This window comes from Saccharopolyspora hattusasensis (assembly GCF_050972075.1).
GTDB lineage: Bacteria > Actinomycetota > Actinomycetes > Mycobacteriales > Pseudonocardiaceae > Saccharopolyspora > Saccharopolyspora hattusasensis.
On record NZ_JBPCDC010000001.1, the window covers coordinates 4,220,068 to 4,239,434 of the forward strand.

Genomic DNA, 19,367 nt, shown 5'->3' on the forward strand with positions numbered 1-19,367 from the left:
CGAGCCAGCCCCTGGGGTCTGGTCGTGAGTGCGTAATCGGGCGCGCCACTCGACTACGCACTCACGACCGACGGCTTGGCAGCCGCGCCACGGGGGAACCGCAGCGGCGGCCGGCCCCAGTTGTCCACAGGATGTGGCTAGTTGTCCACAGGCTATGCGGGCGGCCTGGAACCGCGGGTTGTCCTACGTTGGATGGCATGCGAATCGTGATTGCCGGAGCCCACGGGAAGATCGCGCGACACCTGGGGGCGATGCTCGTCGAGCGCGGCGATGCCGTGCTCGGACTGATCCGGAACCCGGACCAGGCCGAGGACCTCCGCGCCGACGGCGTCGAGCCACAGCTTGCCGATCTGGAGCAGGTCGACGTCGCCCGGCTCGCCGCCCTGCTGTCCGGTGTGGACGCTGCTGTCTTCGCCGCCGGAGCCGGTCCCGGAAGCGGCGCGCCGCGAAAGGACACTGTGGACCGCGCCGCCTCGGCGCTGCTCGCGGACGCGTGCGAGAGGGCGGAGATTCGTCGTTTCCTGCAAGTGAGTTCGATGGGTACGACGCGGCCGAACCCGCCCGGTGTGGACCCGGTGTTCGGCGCGTACCTGGACGCCAAGCGAGCTGCCGAGGAGGACTTGCGGTCGCGGGATCTGGACTGGACGATCCTGCGGCCGGGGAGGCTGACCGACGATCCGCCCACCGGTCGCGTGACGCTGGCCGAGTCGGTCGGCCGGGCCGAGGTGACCCGCGCCGACGTCGCCGCCGTGCTGCTCGCCCTGCTCGACGAGCCGGCCGCGTCCCGGCGAGCCCTGGAGCTCGTCAACGGCGAAATCCCGATCCCCGAAGCCCTCCGCGTCGCGCTGGTTTGACGGCCGGGATTTCGGTGGAGAGCGACACGCCGGTTTCCACCGAAATCGTGAGTTATCCACAGGGGCCGAGGACACGATCGAGGTACCGGTTGCGGAAGACGCCGTCGGGGTCGACCTCGGTGCGCACCCGGCGGAAGTCGTCGAAGCGCGGGTAGCGCTCGCGCAGCGACGAGGCGTCGAGGCGGTGCATCTTGCCCCAGTGCGGTCGCCCGCCCGCCGCGCCGACGATGTCCTCGAAGACGTCGAACCAGCGCCGGTGCGGCATCCCCTGGAACTGGTGGATCGCGATGTAGGCCGACGGGCGCTGGTAGGCGGTCGACAGCCACACGTCGTCGGCCGCCGCGACCCGCACCTCCACCGGGAACATCACCGGGTCGGCGAGCCGCCCGACCGCGGCGCGCAGTTCCCCGAGCACGTCCCGCAGCGCCTCCCGCGGCACGGCGTACTCGGATTCGACGAACCGGACTGTCCGCTGCGTCGTGAAGACCCGGTGCGAACGATCGCTGTAGGAACGCGCGGACCAGGTCGAGGCGCAGAGCCGGTTTAGCGGTCGTACCGACGCGGGGATCGCGCGCCCCAGCCGGCAGATCGTGCCGAACAGCCGGTTCTCCACCACCTCGTACTCCAGGAAGTGCCGGAGCGGGTGCAGCGGCCGCGGTGATTCCTCGGCGGGGAGCCGGTTGTTCCGTTTGACCAGCGTGTTCGACGCGTGCGGGAACCAGTAGAACTCGACGTGGTCGTTGTCGGTGGTGAGCTGGTCGAAGCGGTCCAGCACGTCATCCAGGCGGACGGGTCGTTCGTCGGCGACCAGCGCGAACGCGGGCACGCAGCGCAACGTCACGGTCGTGATCACCCCGAGCGCGCCGAGCCCGACGCGGGCGGCGGCGAACAGCTCCGGGTTCTCCTCGGCGGAGCAGCGCCGCTCGGTGCCGTCCGCGAGCAGCAGTTCCAGCTCCTCGACCTGCGTCGCCAGCCCGCCCAGCCGGGCGCCGGTGCCGTGGGTGCCGGTGGAGATCGCCCCGGCGATGGTCTGCCGGTCGATGTCGCCGAGGTTCGCCATCGCCAGGCTGAGCCCGTCGAGCTCGGCGTTGAGCCGGCTCAGGGGCGTGCCGGCGCGCACCTTGACCAGCCCGCTGTGCGGGTCGGCCTGCACGATTCCGGACCAGTGCGAGAGGTCCAGGGCGCAGCCGGTGTCCGGCGAGCCGATGCCGGAGAACGAGTGGCCGGTGCCCAGCGGGCGGACTGTGCCGCCGTCGCGTGCTGCGGCGCGGATCGCGGCAGCGGCCTCTTCGGTGTCGCGGGGCGTCACCAGCGCGCTGGGTGTGGCGGTGGCAGTGCCCGCCCAGTTGGTCCAACGCTGCATCGCCAACCCTCGCTCCTTTGGGGGCCGTCACGGAGAAATTATGTGAATTAAATTCACATAACAAGTGTTTTCGGCCTACTGTTGATCCTGGTGGTTAATTGGTTCAGGCTGCCAGGCTGAGTTCGAGGCGGGAGAGGTGGCTGGTGCGGGTCCGGTCGAGCGGGTGGCCGTTCCACCAAGCGTCGAGTCTGATCAGGTTCAGTGCGGCGGCTGAGTAGACGTGGTCGAGGTGGGTCTTGGCCAGGCCTCGGTAGCGGGCACGGCGTAGTCCGGTGACGGCCGTGGCCTGGCGGATCGTGCCTTCGACGCCCGCGCGGAGGGCGTAGTCCTTCTGCCAGTCCTGGGTCTCCTGCTCGGCGCGGGCCCGTCGCAGTGCCTCGGTCATCTCCCTGGGATGTAAGGAGATCTGTCGGCGTCCGCTTTTCGCGGTGGTGCACTGCGCCCGATGTGGGCAGGAGCCACAGACCGTCTTGGAGAACGTGACCACCGTCTTGGGGACCCCGTCTTGGACACAAGGAGTCCACGACGAGCTGAGTTGTCCAGCCGGGCAGGTCACCCGTTGGGCCTGCCAGTCGACGGCGAAGTCCGACGCGGCGAATCCCTCGTGGGCCTTGGCCTGGCGGGAGCGGTCCAGCAGCACAGGGGTGATCAGCGCGATGCCGAAGTTCTCCAGGGACCCCACGATCAGTTCGGCGGACGGGTAACCGGAATCAAGGTAGTGCTCGTCGGGCAGCAGATCCCGTTTCCGCAGAGCCTGATGGATCGGTTCGAGCATCGTGCTGTCAGAGACGGTGGCGTCGGTCGTGGCGACGTTCGTGATCAGATTCGGCTTCTGCGCGGCAGGACAGCGACAGCCGGCATCCTCGGCGGGTTCCGTCGGGGCGGGAGCCGCACAGGTCTCACTGATGTGGACCTTGAAGCCGTTCCAGAACATATCCCGCTTGACGCCCCAACGGGCGTCGGTGTCGTAGGGTGAGGTCAAGCGCCGACAGCCGGGCGGGAGACCACCATCCTTATCGATGTCATTCCCCCGCCGCTTGATCACCTCTCGTCCATTCCTGGCCACGGTGCGCGTGTAGTTCTGGACCAGCACCACGCGCAGGATCTCCACGGCCGGGAGTTCACGCAGCCACGTCGGCGAGGCGGGCGCGTAGACGGCTGCCAGTAACGTGAAGCCGTCTTTGCCGTAGGACAGGGCGAGTTCGTCCTTCTTGGTCTGCGAGGCCGGCAAGCGCCAGGTGTCGATCCGCTGCTGGTAACGCCGGCTCCAGCCCGGAACGTCGAGCACCTCGGCCACCCAATGCGGGGCCGCGGCGGACAGGGCTTCCAGACAAGCCCGCACCGCCTCACCCGCCAACTCCAGCCGGTTGAGGTCCCGCACCGCGGCGATCACATGCGTGGAGTCCGTGCGTTGCTTGCCACCAGCGGTGACCAAGCCCTTGTCCCGCAACACCGCCAGCAGCAGGTCCAGGGCCTTCTCCTCCAGCCGGTGCTGGACAACGCGGGCACGGAACTCGCTGAGCACCGTGTGGTCGAAACCGGGGTCGGTCAACTCCAGCCCCAGCGCGTATTTCCAGGCGAGGTTGGTGCGCACCGCGTCGGCGGCCTGTCGGTCGGTCAGATCCTCCGCCTTCTGCAGCACCGTGATCATGGCGAGCATGCCCGGCGACCAGCCGGGCTTGCCACGAGCCCCGAACGCCGTGGCGAACTCAGCGTCCGCGAACAGCTCACCGAGCTGATCACGGACCTGCACAGCCAACGGCACCTCACGTCGCCCGCTGTACATCGCCCGGATCGCCGCGGCGATCTCCGGGACCGGCTCCGGCCAGGGCTGCGGCTGCACCGACACCACGATCTCCATCCTGCGGCCAGACACCACAAGACTGCCGCAAGATCATCATCCCGGGCCTACCCAACACACCCTCACCCAACCCGAGAATTAACCACCAGGGTCACTGTTGATCCTGCTGGTTAATTCCTGATCATGCTGCGAGGGCGTGTTCGAGGCGGGTGAGATGGCTGGTGCGGGTTCGGTCGAGGGGGTGGCCGTTCCACCAGGCATCCAGGCGGATCAGGTTGAGTGCGACCGCGGAGAACACGTGTTGCAGGTGGGTTTTGGCCAGTCCGCGGTAACGGGCGTGGCGCAGGTCGGTGACCGCGATGCCTTGGCGGATGGTGCCCTCGACCCCGGCCGGCAGCGCGTATTCGGCTTGCCAGTCCTTGGTTTCCTGGTCGGCGCGGGCAGCGCGTTGAGCCTCGTGGACGGCCCGCGGGTGCACGGTGATGTGCCGGCGCCGGGTCCGGGAGGTGGTGCACTGCTCGCGGACCGGACAGGGCCCGCAGGTCGCGGTCGCGAAGGTGATCACGATCGTGTCGGTGCCGCGCTGGGTGGCCGGGTTCCAGGTGGAGCTGGTCTGGCCCTGCGGGCAGGTGGCCTGCTCGCGATCGAAATCGATGGTGAAGCGGGTGCGGTCGAACCCGGCGCCGGCCCGGGCCTGCGGTGAGTGGTCGGCCAGCACGGGAGTGATCAACGTGACACCGAAATCGGTCACGGAACTGACGATCAGCTCGGCCGAGGGGTAGCCGGAGTCCAGGTAGTGCTCGCCGGGCAGCAGGCCACGACGATCCAGTGCCTGGTGGATCGGTTCGGTCATGGCCACGTCCGGGACACTCGCGTCCGTGGTCGCCACGTTCGTGATCAGGTTGGGTCGTGGCACGGCGGCATCGGCCGGCTCCGGCTGGGTGCCGGGGCGCTGGCAGGTCTCGCTGAAGTGCACCTTGTAGCCGTTCCAGAAGGTTGTCGCGTTTGCCGCCCCAGCGGGCATCGGTGTCATACGGCGAGGTCAGACGCGATCTCCCTGGCGGGAGACCGTCCGTGTCCGCCTCCCGCCGTGTGATCACCTCCCGTCCGTTGCCGGTGATCGTGCGGGTGTAGTTCTGCAGCAGCACCACCCGCAGCACCTCCACGGCAGGCAACTCACGCAACCAGCCAGGAGCGTTCGGGGAATACACCGCACCCAGCAGCGCATACCCGTCGGTACCGTAAGTCACCGCCAGATCCCGGCGTTTGGTCTCCGAGGTGGGCAGCCGCCAGGAATCCACCCGCGCGGCATACCGCTGTCCCCACGCCGGCACATCGATCGCCCCGGCCAGCCAGTCCGGTACCGCGGCCGCGAGAGCCTCCAGCGCGGCCCGCACCGACTCACCCGCCAGCTCCAGCCGGTTGAGATCCCGCACCGCCGCCACCACGTGCGTCGAATCGGTGCGCTGCTTCCCGCCGGCGGCCACCAATCCCTTGTCCTGCAACACTTTCAGCAGCAGATCCAGCGCCCGTTCCTCCAACCCGTGGGCGACCAGCCTGGTGCGGAACTCCGACAAGACCGACGCATCGAATCCCGGATCGTCCAGCTCCATCCCGAGCGCGTATTTCCAGTCCATGCCGAACCGGACCCGGTGGGCTGCACCCCGATCGGTCAGATTCTCCGCCATCTGTAACACCGTGACCAGCGCCAACCGTCCCGGCGACCACCCAGGCTTCCCCCGCACCCCGAACGCCTCGATGAACTCCGCATCGCTGAACAGCTCACCCAGCTCGTCACGGACCCGCATCGCCAACGGGTACTCGCTCGTGCCCGCCGCCGCCCGCGCGGCACGCACGGTCGCTTCCGGAATCCGCGGCCACGGCCGGGGCTGCATAGACACCACACACTCCATCCTGCGGCCAGGAAGCGGGTAAGTCGACCGCAGAAAGATCATGCACCAGCTCAACGGACCGCGGCGACACCAAACCCAGCCCCTCGCCGAATTAGCCAGCAGGGTCACTGTTGTCGCCGTGCGCCGGTTCGAAGAGATCACCAGGGAGCTCGACCCGCCCTTCGCGGTGGCCGACCTCGACGCGTTCGACAGCAACGCGGCCGACCTGGCGCGCCGTGCCGCCGGGCGGCCGATCCGGGTGGCCACCAAGTCGGTGCGCTGCCGAGACCTCCTGCAACGGGTGCTGCGCACCCCCGGCTTCGCCGGGCTGATGTGCTACACCCTGGCCGAAGCGCTCTGGTTGCACCGCGAAGGCCTGAGTGACGACGCCCTCGTCGCCTACCCGACTGCCGACCGCTCGGCGCTGCGCGAGCTCGCGGCCGACCCGGCGGCCGCCGCGTCGATCGCGCTCGTGGTCGACTCCGTCGACCACCTCGACCTCATCGACGCCGCCACCGGCTCCGCCCGGCCCAAGATCCGGCTCTGCCTCGAAATCGACGCGTCCTGGCGGCCGCTGCCCGGCCTGCACCTCGGCGCCCGGCGCTCCCCGGTGCACACCGCCGCGCAGGCCCGGCGGCTCGCCGAATCCGTGGTGCGCCGCAAGGGTTTTCTCCTGGTCGGGCTGATGGCGTACGAAGGCCAGATAGCCGGGCTCGGCGACGCGCCGCCCGGCCGGCCGCTGAAGGCCGCCGCGCTGCGCTGGATGCAGCGCCGTTCGGCCGCCGAACTGGCCGAACGCCGGGCCGAGGTGGTGCGGGTGGTGCGCGCGCTGGCGCCCCTGGAGTACGTCAACGGCGGTGGCACCGGCAGCCTGGAGGGCACCGCCGCGGAACGCGCCGTCACCGAGGTGGCAGCCGGCTCCGGGCTGATCGGCCCGACGCTGTTCGACGGCTACCGAGCCTTCCGCCCGCGCCCGGCGGTCCTCTACGCACTACCCGTGGTGCATCGCCCCGCCGCGCGCATCGCGACGGTGTTCGGCGGTGGCTATCTCGCTTCCGGGCCGCCCGGCGCGGACCGGGTGCCGACGCCGCACTGGCCGGCTGGCCTCCAGTTGCTCGCGACCGAGGGCACCGGCGAGGTGCAGACCCCCGTGGCCGGCGACGCGGCCCGGCGGCTCCGGCTCGGCGACCGGGTCTGGTTCCGGCATGCCAAAGCGGGCGAGCTGGCCGAGCGGTTCACCCACTACCACCTGGTGGCGGCCGACCGGCTGACCGGCACCGCGCCGACCTACCGGGGCGAGGGAAAGTCCTTCGGCTGATCCGCGGGCATCCGGTTCGACAGGTAGCCCCGCACCAGTTCCTTCGCCTCGGCGACGAGCGTGGGCTCCCCGGCCGGGTCGCGCCGGAACGCCAGGTGCAGCACCGCGTCCGCCGCCTCGACTGCGACCGCCAGTGGAAGCAGCAGGTCGGCCGGGGCGAGCCCGAACTCCTCGCCGATCAGCCCGGTGAGCTTCTCGGCGATCACCGCGTTGTTGTCCTTGCTTGGGTCCAGCAGCCGCAGGTCGACCACGTCGCCGAAGTGCAGCCGGCTGAACGCCGGGACTTCGCGGTGCATCGTCAGGTAGACGTCGAAGACCGCGTCCACCGCGTCCCACCAGTGCTCCAGCTCCAACTGGTCGAACCGCGCGGACACGGTGCGCACGAAGCGGTCGAGGTTGCGCAGCGTTAGTTCCTGGACGACGGCGCGCTTGTCGGGGAAGAACTGGTAGAGCGATCCGACCGCCACGCCGGCGCGCTCGGCGATGAGAGTGGTTGTCAACCCGTCATAGCCCACCTCGTCGATCAGCTCGGCACACGCCGAGAGCATCTTCTCCACACGTTGTGCACTGCGCTGCTGGACCGGCTTTCGGCGCAGCGGGGCTACTTCGGCAGGCAAGGCAACTCCTTGATCAAGTTCTAAATGACCATCTTGCCGACCACGACCATGATTCTCTCTCAGGGGAGGGAGCCCTGGGCAGATGGTGCCGAGCTCGACTCGGCGGTCTGGTTCACCAACGTGGGGCGAGGGTTTCGCCCGGCGCCGGCGATGTCCACAGTTTCCCGGCCCGCAGGCGGTGTTGCGCTCCGGACATGCCGGGGACGGTATCAGTCGATCGGGTGGTTTCCCTGTAGACGCCTTGACCGAACCCCGGTGTCTGGTCATTCGGGGGTTCCGAGGCGCGGCTCTGACCTGCGGATCCGGTCGCGTTACATCGTTGTCATATGCATTGAGTCATGTTGTCAGCGCGCAAGTTCGCTATCTAGTGTGATTCGAGTCGTTATTTTCAGTGACAGAAGGGTCATCGTGGGTTACTGCCCGGCCGCCCCTAATTTTCCCGCCGTGCCTCGTGCTGTGCTTTCCAGGTGGACATCGACTGGGGGAAGAAGCGGGTGCTGTGGTGCCCGTGCCGCTGGCACCCATGTCTGTTCGGCTGCCACGCGTGCGAAGCGCACCGCAGCCACGTGACCGCGCGGCTGACCCCGGAGCTCGCGGCCCCGGCGGTGCCGCCCTGCGCGGTCGCGGCGGACGCCCCGCCCGCCCCCGGCCTGTGGCACCCGTTGACCATCGCGGACGCGAACGCACTGCTCTCCGACGGCGGCTACGGCCTGCGGGTCGAGCGGTCGGCGCAGGGCACGCTGCGGCTCCGCGGCTTCGGTGCCGGTGCCGGGTTGCCGCTGGGCGCCGAACCGAACTGGTCCGATCTCTACCGCGCCCTGGTCCGGTTGCGCCGCACTCGTCGCGTCTTCGACCCGGCGTGGCTGCACCGGCTGACCCGGTCGCTGGGCCCGGATGTCGGCACCGGCGGATCGGTCCTGCTGCCCGGCGACCGCGTCGACCTGCTGACCTCGGAGCGGCGGCAGCTCGCCGAGGACTGCCTCGCCGCGGTGCTCGGCCCGAACCGCAGCGTGCCGTTTCCCGCGGAGCGGATCACGGTCAGCGGTCCGGCGCGCATCGTTGAGCTGCGAGCCGTCGGATCCCGCGAGCGCGCCCAGCGCCAGCTCCGCGGCTGGGAACGGATCTCGTCCATTGTGGAATCCGACCCCGACCTGCGGATGCACTGCGCCACCCAGCCGGTGCCGGCCGCCGTGGTGGACACCGCCACCGGTTCGGCCGCCCTGACCCGCATCGCCGAGCCCGCGCCGGCGCATCCCACGCACCCGGGCGGCACCATCGCGGCGGACCTTGCCACGCTGCTGCACCCGGCCGGCGACGGCACGCCGGGACTGCTGCGCGTGGTGCTGGACAACCGCTTCGAGCGGCGCGAGGACGAACTCGACTACTTCCTGGAGCACTTCGTCCGCCCGCTGCTCCGCACCTTCCGGCTCGCCCTCGACTCGCACGGGGTCGGGCTGTTCGCCCTGGGCGGGGCGGGGGTCGCCTTCGAGCTCTCCCCGGAACTGCAGGCCACCGGCCGGATCGTGGTGACCGACTACCTGCGGGTGAGCCACGAGCCGACCCGCGCCGAGGTCGCGGCGGGAGCGCGTGCGCTAGTCGAGACCCTCGACGAGCTCGGCGCCGGGTTCAGCCGACTCGATTCCGGGCGGCGGGAGAGCCGGGTGCGGCGGGCCGTCGACCGGGTGATCACCGAGGAACTGCGCTTCCTGGCACCGAGCACCGCGGAGCTGCTCTCCGGCGAGCAACCGCTGCAGTGCTACGTCCACACCGTGCCGGAAACCCAGGACGCGGTGCTGAAATCGGTGCTGGACCGGGTCCAGCAGCGCACCCAGCAACGTCGCTGGGACGACCGGTTGCCGCAGCCGACCGTCGTGATCGACGTGGACCTGTGCGGACTCGTGCCGCTGCAGCGGATCCTGGACGCCGCGCGGTCCGTTTCGGGCGCGCGCCCTGGTGCGCCGGACGGCATCCTGGAGCTGGCCGGCCCCGGCACGCTCCCGGTGCTGCCGACCCACGCCGCTGCTACCTGGCGGAACTTCGTGGAGCTCAGCGGCCTGCGCGACCGCTACCCGTCGGTGGACTGGGACGAGGTGCGTGCCGACTTCACGCGCGCTTTCCTGGCCAGGCCGCGGGAAAGGCTGCGCACCGACAGCGCGAACGCCGGGCTCGCCCGGTTCGTCTGGGATGTGCAGGACGCCGGCGGGCGGGTGGTGTTCTGCACCGGGCGTCGCGAGCGGTTCCGCGAGCACACCGAGGAGGCGCTCGCCGCCGGCGGGGTGCTGCACGCGACGCTGCTGTGCCTGCCCGAGGACGGCGGGTGCCCGCGTTCCGACCTGAAGGTGGAGAAGCTCCGAGAGCTCGGCGACGTCGACGTCGTGGCAGTCTTCGACGACGAGCTGGCGAACCGCATCGCCGTGACCAAGGAGTTCGGCGGGGCCATCCCGGTCGCCGTCGAGATCCCCGGCCTGGCCGCCGAACGCCTCCCCGACCAGCCGGTGGCCGACACCACGGCCGTGATCGCCACCTTCGAGACCACGCCCCGCCTCGGGGCGCGCAGCGGTCCGCGCCTGTCCAACACGCATTCGCTGGAAGAGCTGCAGATCGGCGCACTGCGCAAGAACCGCTTGGCGCAGCAGTGGGCGGTGCACCTCACCGAGCGGGAATCGCGGTCCATTGTGGATTCGGTGCTCGCCGACTTGGACCGGGCGGCGGCGCGGACCGGGCGCAGCGCGGTCGCGAAGTTCGGCATCGACGAGCGCAGCGCGCCGGAGCAGGTCCTGGCGGCGCTGCACCACGTGTTCACCCGCAAGCAGTTCATCAAGGGATCGCGGTCCAACTACCAGCCGGCCGACCTGCGGCGGGACGCCGAACCGTTCGTGCGCCGGGGCGAACCCATCGAGGTGGTGCTGCTCGGCTTCCCGGTCAAGCAGTGCCTGAACCGGCTGAAGGCGGGCGGCCCGCTGCCGGACTTCGCCGAACTCGGCGCGATGGCGCGGCTGCGGGAGCTCCAGCGGGCGGTCAGCGCGGTGCACGCGCCCGGCCTGCACTTCAACATCCTCACCGACGGCAGGCACTTCCGCAGCCGGCCGCACGCGATCACCGACGCCTACCAGCGGAAACTGCGCGAGTACATCGACCTGGTCGGCATCGGCGACCGGACCACCGTCGAGGAGATCGACGAGGTCGCCCAGCGGCGGCTGGGCCCCGGGCTCCCGGCCGTGCGCGCCACCCGGATCGCCGGTTACCGCCGACTGCTCGCCGACTCGTTGCGGCACTTCGACATCACCGACAACCCGCTGCGGACCCTGGAGAAGGTGCATTCGCGCACCGCCGCGATCGACGAGTTCGCGCCGCACGTCATCGGGCTGTTCCGGGAAATCCTGATGTCGCTGGTGTATTCGGTGCCGGTCGCGGTGCCGCCCGGCACGGACCGGCTGGAGTGGTCCACCGCGGTCTACGCGGACATCTACAACGTGACCGACCAGAGCGTGTCGGGCGAGGTGCGGCAGGCGCGCTGCGCGGTGCTTCGCCGGGCGTGGCACACGGTGCTCCGCTACATGGCGACGATGCAGGCGGACGAGGAGTTCGGCTACGAGCAGATGTTCCCAAACCGCGTGCGGCTGACCCTCAGCGCGGTCCGCAAGGGCTGCCTCGGATTCACCTACCTCGGCGGATCGGGCCTGCTGCCCTGGCAGGGCACCGGCGTGCTCGACACCCGCGGCTACGTGGCGGTCGACTTCGCGATCTCGCTGCTGGACCAGGGATTCGTGCCGGTGTACTCGCCGCTGCTCGGCTCCCGCCAACCGTGGCTGATGGTGCCGGCGCAGCACACCCACCTGGCGGAAGCCCCGGGTGTCGCAGTGCCGGCCCAAAGAGGAGCGGCGACGCCACCGGGAATCCGGCTGGACCAGGACTTCGCAACCAGAGCCCGCCTCCGCCGGAAGTAGCAGAGGCTGCTTCCAGACTCACCGCGCGCGGCGGTGCGGGTGAGGGCAGGCGCCGTCTTGACTTCGTCCTACGCAAGTTCCATTTGAAATCGGACCGGCGGGTTCAACGGAAAGGCTCTTCTGCTGCTTCCGCGGGTGTCAGGTTCGTCCGAGGAGGGCGGGTGGCAATCGAGGCGGCGAAGCCTCGTGGATCGGGCGATTTCGCGCGAAATCGCCACCTTGCAGGCGTGGCGAGTGGCGATTTCGCGCGAAATCGCGAACCCCTCGCCGAGAGCCGGCACGGTGGGCACGGTGGGCACGGTGGGCACCGCCGCGGGTTCTCAGACGTCGTCTGGCGAGGACAGGCCCGATGCCGCGTATTGGGCATACGTAAGTCGGTGATCCCGGGGTCCAGGCGGCGTCTGTAATTCCCGCATGGGGCCAGTACCCGCATCGCTGCGTAAGCCGACCACTTGCCCCCAAGAAAATATGGAAAGGCCCTGGGCACGGTCGGGGAATCGAGCTCCAGGGCCTTTCCAGACTCCGGCTCCGTCCGGGGAAACGGTTTGCCGGAGTGGTTGGAGTCCGCGGACCGGCGCCGGTCGGGGGGAGGGGAGTGCGTCAGCACCGGCCCGCGGAACTTTGCGTGACCGCGCTGGTGTCCAGCCGGTCGGATGTGGAGTTTTTCGCGGCGGCGGCCGGTGAACGTCGGCCGAGGTCGGGGAATCACGACCGCACGTTCATCGGCCGCCGCCTGGCGGTTGCTCGGCAACCCGGATCGGGGAGGGGTAATGCTCTCCGGGGCCGAGTCCGCCTGCTTACGGCACCGGCGCCACCGGGCGCAGCGCGTGCGCCGGATGCAGGTGCCGTGCGGGACGGGGTGCCAAGGCTCCTGCTACCAGGTGCTCGTGGGCCGTGCGCCACACCGAGCATGGTGCTTTCTGCGGGCGCCAGCGGCTCGAGCACTCCGGGCAGTTGCCCTTCTCGTCGGCGTCGTGCGCGGTGAGCAGCGTTCGCCACCCCTCGGTCAGCCGGGGAAGTTCGGAACGCGCCACGGAGAGCTGGGAAGGGGCGTCCGCGCGGTTCGCGAGCTCGCTCAGCACATCGAGCCGCTCCCGCACTGCACTGCGCAGCACCTGTTCCAGGATCTCGTCCATCGAAACGTCACCGTCACTTTCTCGCCTGCACAGCGGCATCCCGCAGCGCGTCCGACAACTGGCCGAGGCCGTAGGCTGACAACGCCGCAGAATGGCCGGGCGGTCCGACGAGCACCACCCTGTCCCGGTTTACCAGCACGTCCAGGAACCGGTGCGAGTTCGCCACGTCTCGGCAGTCCACTCGCCACCAACGGCGCCGGTCCGCGGGCGCGGTGGGGAACTCGGCCGACTGGCCGTTCCCGCCCTGTGCGTCCCGCATCTCGTCACCGTTCCCGTTCGTGCTCGGTTTGCCTGTGCTGACTAGATTGGAACGGGCCGGGTCCTCGCGCCTAGGGGCGCGTCGATAACCGGGCCAATGGCAACGACGAGCGGTCGGTGGACTTCACCGCCGCCGATCACCTCTACCGATATGCGCTTCACCGGGATGCAGCAGTGCCCTTACTCTGCGACCAACGCCCGAGCAGAGCGTCAGGGGGTCTAAATGAACATCATCGGTTCTGGCGGCTCTCCCGTTACACCCGACATTTGGAACGAGCGGGAGATGCGGGATGCGCTGGCTCGACGGGACGTCAGCGAGATCTACCGGCAACTGCGCCGGCACGGCGTTTCGCAGCGCCAGATCGCAGCCACGACGGGGCAGTCGCAGTCCGAGGTGTCCGAGATCCTCAAGGGGCGGCAGGTCATGGCCTATGACGTGCTTGCCCGGATCGCTGATGGGCTGGGTATCCCGCGGGGCTACATGGGCCTCGCCTACGACGGGGCGACCGCTATGCGGGTCGCGCAGGCGGCTAACGCCCCTGACGCTGAGGAGGACGAGTCGGTGAAGCGCAGGAAGTTCCTGTCCCACGCCGCAGCGGTGACCATGGGCGCGGCCGTTTTCGGCACCGAGACCAGTTCCTGGTTGCCCGCCAGCGCGCAGACGCCGGCACCGGCACGCATCGGCATGACCGACGTGCAGCAGATCCACGCCGCGACCAAGGCGTTGCGCGATCTCGACTACCGCTACGGTGGTGGGACCTGCCGGGACGCCGTCGTCGCCCAGCTGTCCTGGGCGCAGCAGCTGCTCGAGTCCAGCGCCGCCGATCCCGTGCGCAAGCAGCTCTTCGTGGCCCTGGCGGACATGCACAGCCTGGCCGGTTGGACCTCGTTCGACGTGGGCCTGCTCGACCCCGCTCGCGGGCATTTCGGCAAGGCGCTGGAGTTCGCGAAGCAGGCCGACGACGACGGCCTGGTGGCCAGCGTGCTGTACCGGATGGGCCGCGTCTACCTGCACTACGAGGAGCCCAACGAGGCGCTGAAGCTGTTCCAGCTGGGCCAGATCGCCGCGCAGGAGTCCGGTTCCGCGCTGACCGTGGCCGTGCTGTGCGCCAACGAGGCCTGGGCCTACGGCATGTTGAACAAGCCCGATCAGGTGCAGAAGATGGTGGGCCGCACGAAGGACGAGTTCGCCCGCGCCCGCGCCGACCAGGCGCCGGACTGGGTGCGCTTCTTCACCGAGAACGACCTGCACGGCATGATCGGCTCCGCGCACGACGCGCTGGCCGTCTTCGAGCCGAAAAAGCACGCCTCGATCGCCGTCGCCGAGACCATCAAGTGCAACGAGGCCTACGGCGCGGACATGGCGCGCACCCACGTCTTCGGCCTGAGCCTGCAGGCCACCAACCACATCCGGGCCGGCGACCTGCAGGAGGGCGTCAAGGTCGGGCGGCGGGCGCTGGCGGCCGGCGAGCGGGTCAAGTCCGCGCGCGTCGCCGACCGGCTCAGGCCGCTGGAGCTGGAGGCCGGCAAGCACCGGATGAATTCCGATGTCCGTGACCTGTTCGAGGCGGTCCGGCGGTTCCGCCGGGTGTGATCGGGCCACGCCGGGCAGCCGTGCCGGTGCCGTCGGCTTGAAACGATGAGCATGAAGACACAACCAGTGGAAGAGAGTCGGTGCGTTCCGCCTGAGCTGGATCTGGCACTGACCGAAATCTGCGCGGCCGTCGGCCTCGATTCGACCGGCGCGCGTTTGATCCGAATCGTCAACAACGGGGTTTTTCTGCTCCGCGACCAGCAAGTCGTCGTTCGCTTGGTCCTTTCCCCGTCCTTCACCTATCGAGCTTTCAACGCCGTGGAAGCCGCGCGTTGGCTGGCGGTGCACGGGATTCCCGCCGTGCGCCTGCTGCCGGGCGTCGAGCAGCCGGTCCAGGTGGGCGAACACCTGGCGACCCTCTGGCAGTACGTGCCGGAGGCCGGCCCGATGCCCAGCGGCGCGGACCTCGGCGAACTGCTGCGCCAGATGCATTCGAAGCCAGCATCACCGACTTTCCTGGACTGGCAGCCGATGGCGGACATCCGGCGCCGGTTGACCGATGCGGTCGACGTCGATCCGGCCGATCACCGGTTCCTGGAGCAGCGCTGCGACGCGTTGGAAGAACGGCTGGAAACGCTGCGCTTCCCGTTGTCGCGCAGCGTGATCCACGCGGATGCGCACCTGCGCAACGTGATCGGCGGCGCGGATGGCCCGCTGCTGTGCGACCTGGATTCGCTGTGCATCGGGCCGCCGGAGTGGGACCTGACCCCGATCGCGGTGGGTCGGCTGCGGATGGGGCACCCGCCGTCCTGGCACGACGACCTGGCCCGGGCCTACGGCTTCGACATCACGCGCTGGGAAGGCTTTTCCGTGCTGCGCGAACTGCGCGAATTGAAGATCACCACCGGGGTGCTCCCGATCCTTCGCAGTAATCCCGGGGTTCGCGAGCAACTGCACCAGCGGTTGCGCACGATCAGGGACGGAGATCTCGCCACGCAATGGGCGCCGTACAGCTGATCCGGTCAACGGCTAGGCCGAACGGGCGATCTTGGGTCGATTGCCGAAGCCGTTTGACAGTTTCTGGTGACGCACCTTCGGTCGAAGGAGTAAATCATACGGGCGAACTGGTGCATCGGTGCGTTGCTATGGGACGGGCTGTCGATGAGGAACGCGAAGTTCTTACCGCGGAAGCCGCGCTGGCGCCGGACGCGCGCGTTACGCGCCGCCCAGGTGCTCGACGACGTGGTGGACAGCCAGGTCGCATCGTTGCCCCGGTTTCCCGAGGAGCTCAGGGTCCGCCATGCCGACCACTTGGCGGAGCTGGTGTTGCTCGCTCAGGCGTATCGGCATTACGCCGCGGGTTGGATCACCTGGCGCCAGTTGGAGTGCCGCGGCCGGCTCGCGGTGCAGCGCTTGGGTGGGGACTGCTGCGTTCCGCTCGTGCAGCTCGCCGACGGCGAATGACCACTCGGCGAACGGCGCGTCATCATTCGGCCGCGGCCGTGTCTCGCTGCCGGTGTTCCTGTTGAGCTGGGGTTTCGGCGATCTGCGGGGGGCCGTTCGGTCGGGGTGAATTCGGCGTTCGCGCCGGTGGCGGCCGTTGCGCGGAGAAGTGGGGCAGTTGGGGCCTTCGGTATTGCGGAATTTGCCGCCACATTCCCATTTTTCGCTCGCGAGGTTGTTCGGTAGGACCTCGCGGGCGTTCGGGTGCGCAGTTTCTGGGATTGAAGAGAACTCCTCGGCCGGATGAGCGGATGGGGCGGCGGGCGGATTCTGCTTCGACGTTTTCTCGGCGGATTCGGGCAGCAAGCGGCGGACAGATCGATTGGAGATGGTTTTGCGCGGTCCGGATGGCCGGTCGGAGCGGCCTGGATTGCTGGACGACGACCCGCTGCTGCGCCTGTACTGCGTGGTGGCGTCCGCGGCCGGTGCGCATCGGGAGCTGAGAACGCTACCGGTGGCGCGGAATGCGGTCGGTCTGGGTGATTTGGCGAGCAGCGGTTTCCCCGGTGATGTGCTGTCGTTGAAACGACTGGTGGAGGGCAGGCCGACGGACTGGGGAGCACCGGACCACTTAGCCGAGTTCGTGTTCCGGCCGTTGCTGATCACCTTCCGCGGGCTGCTGGCGAAGGGTTGTCTGCCGGTCGGCGAGATCGGTGTCGAACTCGACTCGGAGTCGGCGGCCACCGGGCGGATCGTGCTCGCCGGGATCCGCAGCGCGCGGTCGGCGGTTCCGGGAGTGGCGGACGCGATCGTCGCGTTGGACGAGCAGTTGGACGAGCTGGCCGCCGCCTGCGCGCTCGTCACCGGCGACGAGCAGGTTCGCGCTGCCTTCGACGCCGTCATCGCCCAGGAGCTGCGCAACCTCTCCGAGGAGACTGCGGCCGCTTTCGCCGGTGATCATCCGTGGCGCCGCTTCGTGCATGCCGTCGCCGCGGAGCAGCACGAGATCCTCAGCCGGGTCGTCCGGCTGGTCAGGGAACGAAGCGTGCGGTGCCGGCGCGAGCCCGGCCTGGCGCGTCCGCTGGTCGCCGTGGACCTCGACTTCTGCGCGCTGCACCCGAAGCGCCGGGTCCGCGATGCGTTGCGCCGGCTGGGCGAAGCGCACGGCATCGAGGAGCTTGCCGCGCAGCTCGATGTGCTGCCCGGGCTGTACCAACCGGGCTGGCGGCCGTTCTTGGTGCGCAACGGCTTGTTGGAGCGCTACCCCGAACTCGATTGGGACGCGCTGTACCGGGAGTACCGCCGCAACGTCGCGTGGGACCGGGCGGCGCTGCTGACCGATGGTCTGGCGCCGGGTCTGGTCCGATTCGTCCGGGATCTGGAGCAAGCCGGTGGCCGGGTCGTCTGGTTGACCGGTCGCCGGCACCGGATGCGGGCCGCCACCAGAGAAGTCCTGGCCCGCCACGGACTCGGCCACCTCGACCTGCGCACCACCGATGACGGGCCGGTCGCGGACCAGAAGGTCGCGGCGCTGCACGACATGCCGGGGCACGAGCTCGTCGCGGCCTTCGATGACTCGGCCGCCAATCGCCGTGCGCTGCAAGCGGCGTTCCCAGCTGCCGTCGTGGTCGCGGTGCGCCCGTCCGAGTTCACTGTGGACGGTGCGGGCCGAACCGCTGATGGCATCGCAACCTTCGAATCCCTGCCGCATCCGATCCCGGTGGGGCGCGGGCACGGCCGCAACGCGCAGTTGTCGCATGCGACGTCGCTCGGCGGGCTGCGGATCGGGGACCTCAGCACCCGCCCCACGATCTGGTCGCACGGCGTGGAACTGACCGAGGAGGAGCAGGCGCGGATCGTCGCGTCGCTGGCGGCCACCGCGCTGGCGAGCGGGCAGCGGCTCGGCAAGCAGGTCGGCGCCGGGATGGATCCGGGTCCGGTGGGGATCGCCCGCGCGGTGTGGCAGGTCATCACGGCGAAACCGTTCGGCGCCGCGAGGTCGGCTTATCCGCTCGCGGCGGCCGAACGGGACGTGCTCGCCTCGATCGGGGCCGGTGATCGCATCCGGTTCGTCATGGTGGGGCCGTCGCTGAAGCAGGACGGTTCGCGGCTGAAGGCGCTCGGCGGGCTGCCGGACCTCGCCGAGCTCGCGATGCTCATCCGGCTGCGGGAACTCGACGCGGCCGTCCGGCAGGTGCACCCGCCGGGGATGGAGGTGCGGGCGCTCACCGATGCCAGCCACTTCAGGTTCCGCGAACCGCACCGGTACGCCGGGTATCACGAGCAGTTCGCGCGGCAGGTGGAACTCGCCGGAGCCCAGGACGTGGTGACCGTCGAGGACTTCGACACCGCAGCCGACGCGCACCCGCTCTGCGGCGACCGGGCGCAGCGACCGGAACTGCTGGCGAAGCACCGCGACAGGTACACCGCGGCGTTCGCGGGTCTCGACATCCGCCGAAACCCGCGGTCGGCGCTGGCGGCGGCCGACGACCGAGATCCGGCCCGCCCCGGCCAACCGCGATTCGTCGAGCTGTTCCGCTCCGTGCTGCAGGCCGTCGACGTGCCCTTCCCCGGCGGCGATCCGTTCGCGTGGTCGCAGCGGATCTACGCGGACCCGTTCGACCTGACCGATCCGGCGGCCCCGCTTGGGATCCGCCGAGCCCGCGGCGACCTGCTCGCGCTGGCCTGGCGCGAAACGATCATCTATCTCGCGAACAAGCACGTCGACGAGGAACTTGACTATTCGGTGCTGTGGCGGGAGAACTGCGTGCGGCTGAGCCTGTCGATCCGCCCGGCCCCGGGCAGGCTGCGCTTCGTCCCCCTCGGCGGCTCCGGCGTGATGCCCTGGCACGGCACGGCGACCCTGAACGCCCAGCACGAGGTCTCGGTCGACTACGCGATCTCGCTGGCAGACCAGGGATTCCGGCCGGTCCACGCGCCGGGCGCCGGCGACCGCCGTCAGCCGTGGTTCATGGCATCACCCCAAGCCCTGACCCGAGCCGGCCGCCTCGACCCAAGGATCATCGACCGGATCCGCCTACGCCCCAAGTGACGCGGGCAGAGCAGCGCCCCGCAGCCGGGGGCGGGCTGCGGGGCGTGGCAGCGGGCAGGCATTGGGGAGGGGACTACCTGCCCGCGGGTTCGGCTGCTCTACGGAAGGAGACGGCGCAGTGCTCGGTCGAGTGGAGCGGTCCGGCTGCCGGT

13 protein-coding genes and 1 pseudogene are annotated in these 19,367 nt (G+C 69.8%); 7 read left to right on the forward strand and 7 right to left on the reverse strand.

The genetic code is table 11. The features are described 5' to 3' along the window. Window positions 1-197: 197 nt before the first annotated feature. The gene (locus ACRXBZ_RS19900) at window positions 198-854 is read left to right on the forward strand and encodes an SDR family oxidoreductase (RefSeq protein WP_433880368.1); all 657 of its coding nucleotides are present in this window, start codon (window positions 198-200) and stop codon (window positions 852-854) included. Between the two features lie 52 nt (window positions 855-906). On the opposite strand, the gene ACRXBZ_RS19905 is transcribed toward ACRXBZ_RS19900, so the two are convergent. From ACRXBZ_RS19905 to ACRXBZ_RS19920, 4 genes and pseudogenes are all read right to left on the reverse strand, one after another. Next, window positions 907-2,217 carry a D-arabinono-1,4-lactone oxidase gene (locus ACRXBZ_RS19905; RefSeq protein ID WP_433883921.1) on the reverse strand — a complete coding sequence of 437 codons (1,311 nt, stop codon included), beginning with the start codon at window positions 2,215-2,217 and terminating at the stop codon, window positions 907-909. Window positions 2,218-2,320: 103 nt separating this feature from the next. Next, on the reverse strand, window positions 2,321-4,093 hold the full coding sequence (locus ACRXBZ_RS19910; RefSeq protein ID WP_433877452.1) for an IS1182 family transposase: 1,773 nt from the start codon (window positions 4,091-4,093) through the stop codon (window positions 2,321-2,323). A 106-nt stretch (window positions 4,094-4,199) separates the two neighbouring features. Continuing rightward, the gene (locus ACRXBZ_RS19915) at window positions 4,200-5,042 is read right to left on the reverse strand and encodes a transposase (protein WP_433880369.1); all 843 of its coding nucleotides are present in this window, start codon (window positions 5,040-5,042) and stop codon (window positions 4,200-4,202) included. 544 nt (window positions 5,043-5,586) lie between these two features. Further along, window positions 5,587-5,973, reverse strand: a pseudogene (locus tag ACRXBZ_RS19920) (transposase); the annotation flags it as partial. A gap of 76 nt (window positions 5,974-6,049) precedes the next feature. Here ACRXBZ_RS19920 and ACRXBZ_RS19925 point away from each other — a divergent pair. Further along, window positions 6,050-7,228 (forward strand): amino acid deaminase/aldolase, encoded by a 1,179-nt coding sequence (locus ACRXBZ_RS19925; protein WP_433880370.1) that lies wholly within the window; start codon window positions 6,050-6,052, stop codon window positions 7,226-7,228. Here the strand turns inward: ACRXBZ_RS19925 and ACRXBZ_RS19930 are convergent. After that, entirely contained in the window at window positions 7,198-7,776 is a 579-nt protein-coding gene (locus ACRXBZ_RS19930) for a TetR/AcrR family transcriptional regulator (RefSeq protein WP_246869157.1), read from the reverse strand. The genes ACRXBZ_RS19925 and ACRXBZ_RS19930 overlap by 31 nt on opposite strands. A 536-nt stretch (window positions 7,777-8,312) precedes the next feature. On the opposite strand from ACRXBZ_RS19930, the gene ACRXBZ_RS19935 reads away from it, so the two are divergent. Beyond that, window positions 8,313-11,792, forward strand: a complete 3,480-nt coding sequence (locus ACRXBZ_RS19935) for an L-tyrosine/L-tryptophan isonitrile synthase family protein (RefSeq protein ID WP_433880371.1) — start codon at window positions 8,313-8,315, stop codon at window positions 11,790-11,792. Between the two features lie 797 nt (window positions 11,793-12,589). On the opposite strand, the gene ACRXBZ_RS19940 is transcribed toward ACRXBZ_RS19935, so the two are convergent. Both ACRXBZ_RS19940 and ACRXBZ_RS19945 read right to left on the reverse strand, forming a co-directional pair. Further along, window positions 12,590-12,928: a hypothetical protein gene (locus ACRXBZ_RS19940; protein WP_433880372.1), complete on the reverse strand. Its 339-nt coding sequence runs from the start codon at window positions 12,926-12,928 to the stop codon at window positions 12,590-12,592. A gap of 13 nt (window positions 12,929-12,941) precedes the next feature. Beyond that, complete coding sequence (locus ACRXBZ_RS19945; RefSeq protein WP_168585974.1) at window positions 12,942-13,187, reverse strand: hypothetical protein; 246 nt, start codon at window positions 13,185-13,187, stop codon at window positions 12,942-12,944. Between the two features lie 222 nt (window positions 13,188-13,409). Here ACRXBZ_RS19945 and ACRXBZ_RS19950 point away from each other — a divergent pair, with 222 nt between their 5' ends. From ACRXBZ_RS19950 to ACRXBZ_RS19965, 4 genes are all read left to right on the forward strand, one after another. Beyond that, the gene (locus ACRXBZ_RS19950; RefSeq protein WP_490885423.1) at window positions 13,410-14,780 is read left to right on the forward strand and encodes a helix-turn-helix domain-containing protein; all 1,371 of its coding nucleotides are present in this window, start codon (window positions 13,410-13,412) and stop codon (window positions 14,778-14,780) included. 51 nt (window positions 14,781-14,831) lie between these two features. Next, on the forward strand, window positions 14,832-15,737 hold the full coding sequence (locus ACRXBZ_RS19955) for a phosphotransferase enzyme family protein (protein WP_433880374.1): 906 nt from the start codon (window positions 14,832-14,834) through the stop codon (window positions 15,735-15,737). 144 nt (window positions 15,738-15,881) lie between these two features. Beyond that, complete coding sequence (locus ACRXBZ_RS19960) at window positions 15,882-16,184, forward strand: hypothetical protein (RefSeq protein WP_433880375.1); 303 nt, start codon at window positions 15,882-15,884, stop codon at window positions 16,182-16,184. 367 nt (window positions 16,185-16,551) lie between these two features. Further along, on the forward strand, window positions 16,552-19,215 hold the full coding sequence (locus ACRXBZ_RS19965; RefSeq protein WP_433880376.1) for a hypothetical protein: 2,664 nt from the start codon (window positions 16,552-16,554) through the stop codon (window positions 19,213-19,215). Window positions 19,216-19,367 lie beyond the last annotated feature (152 nt).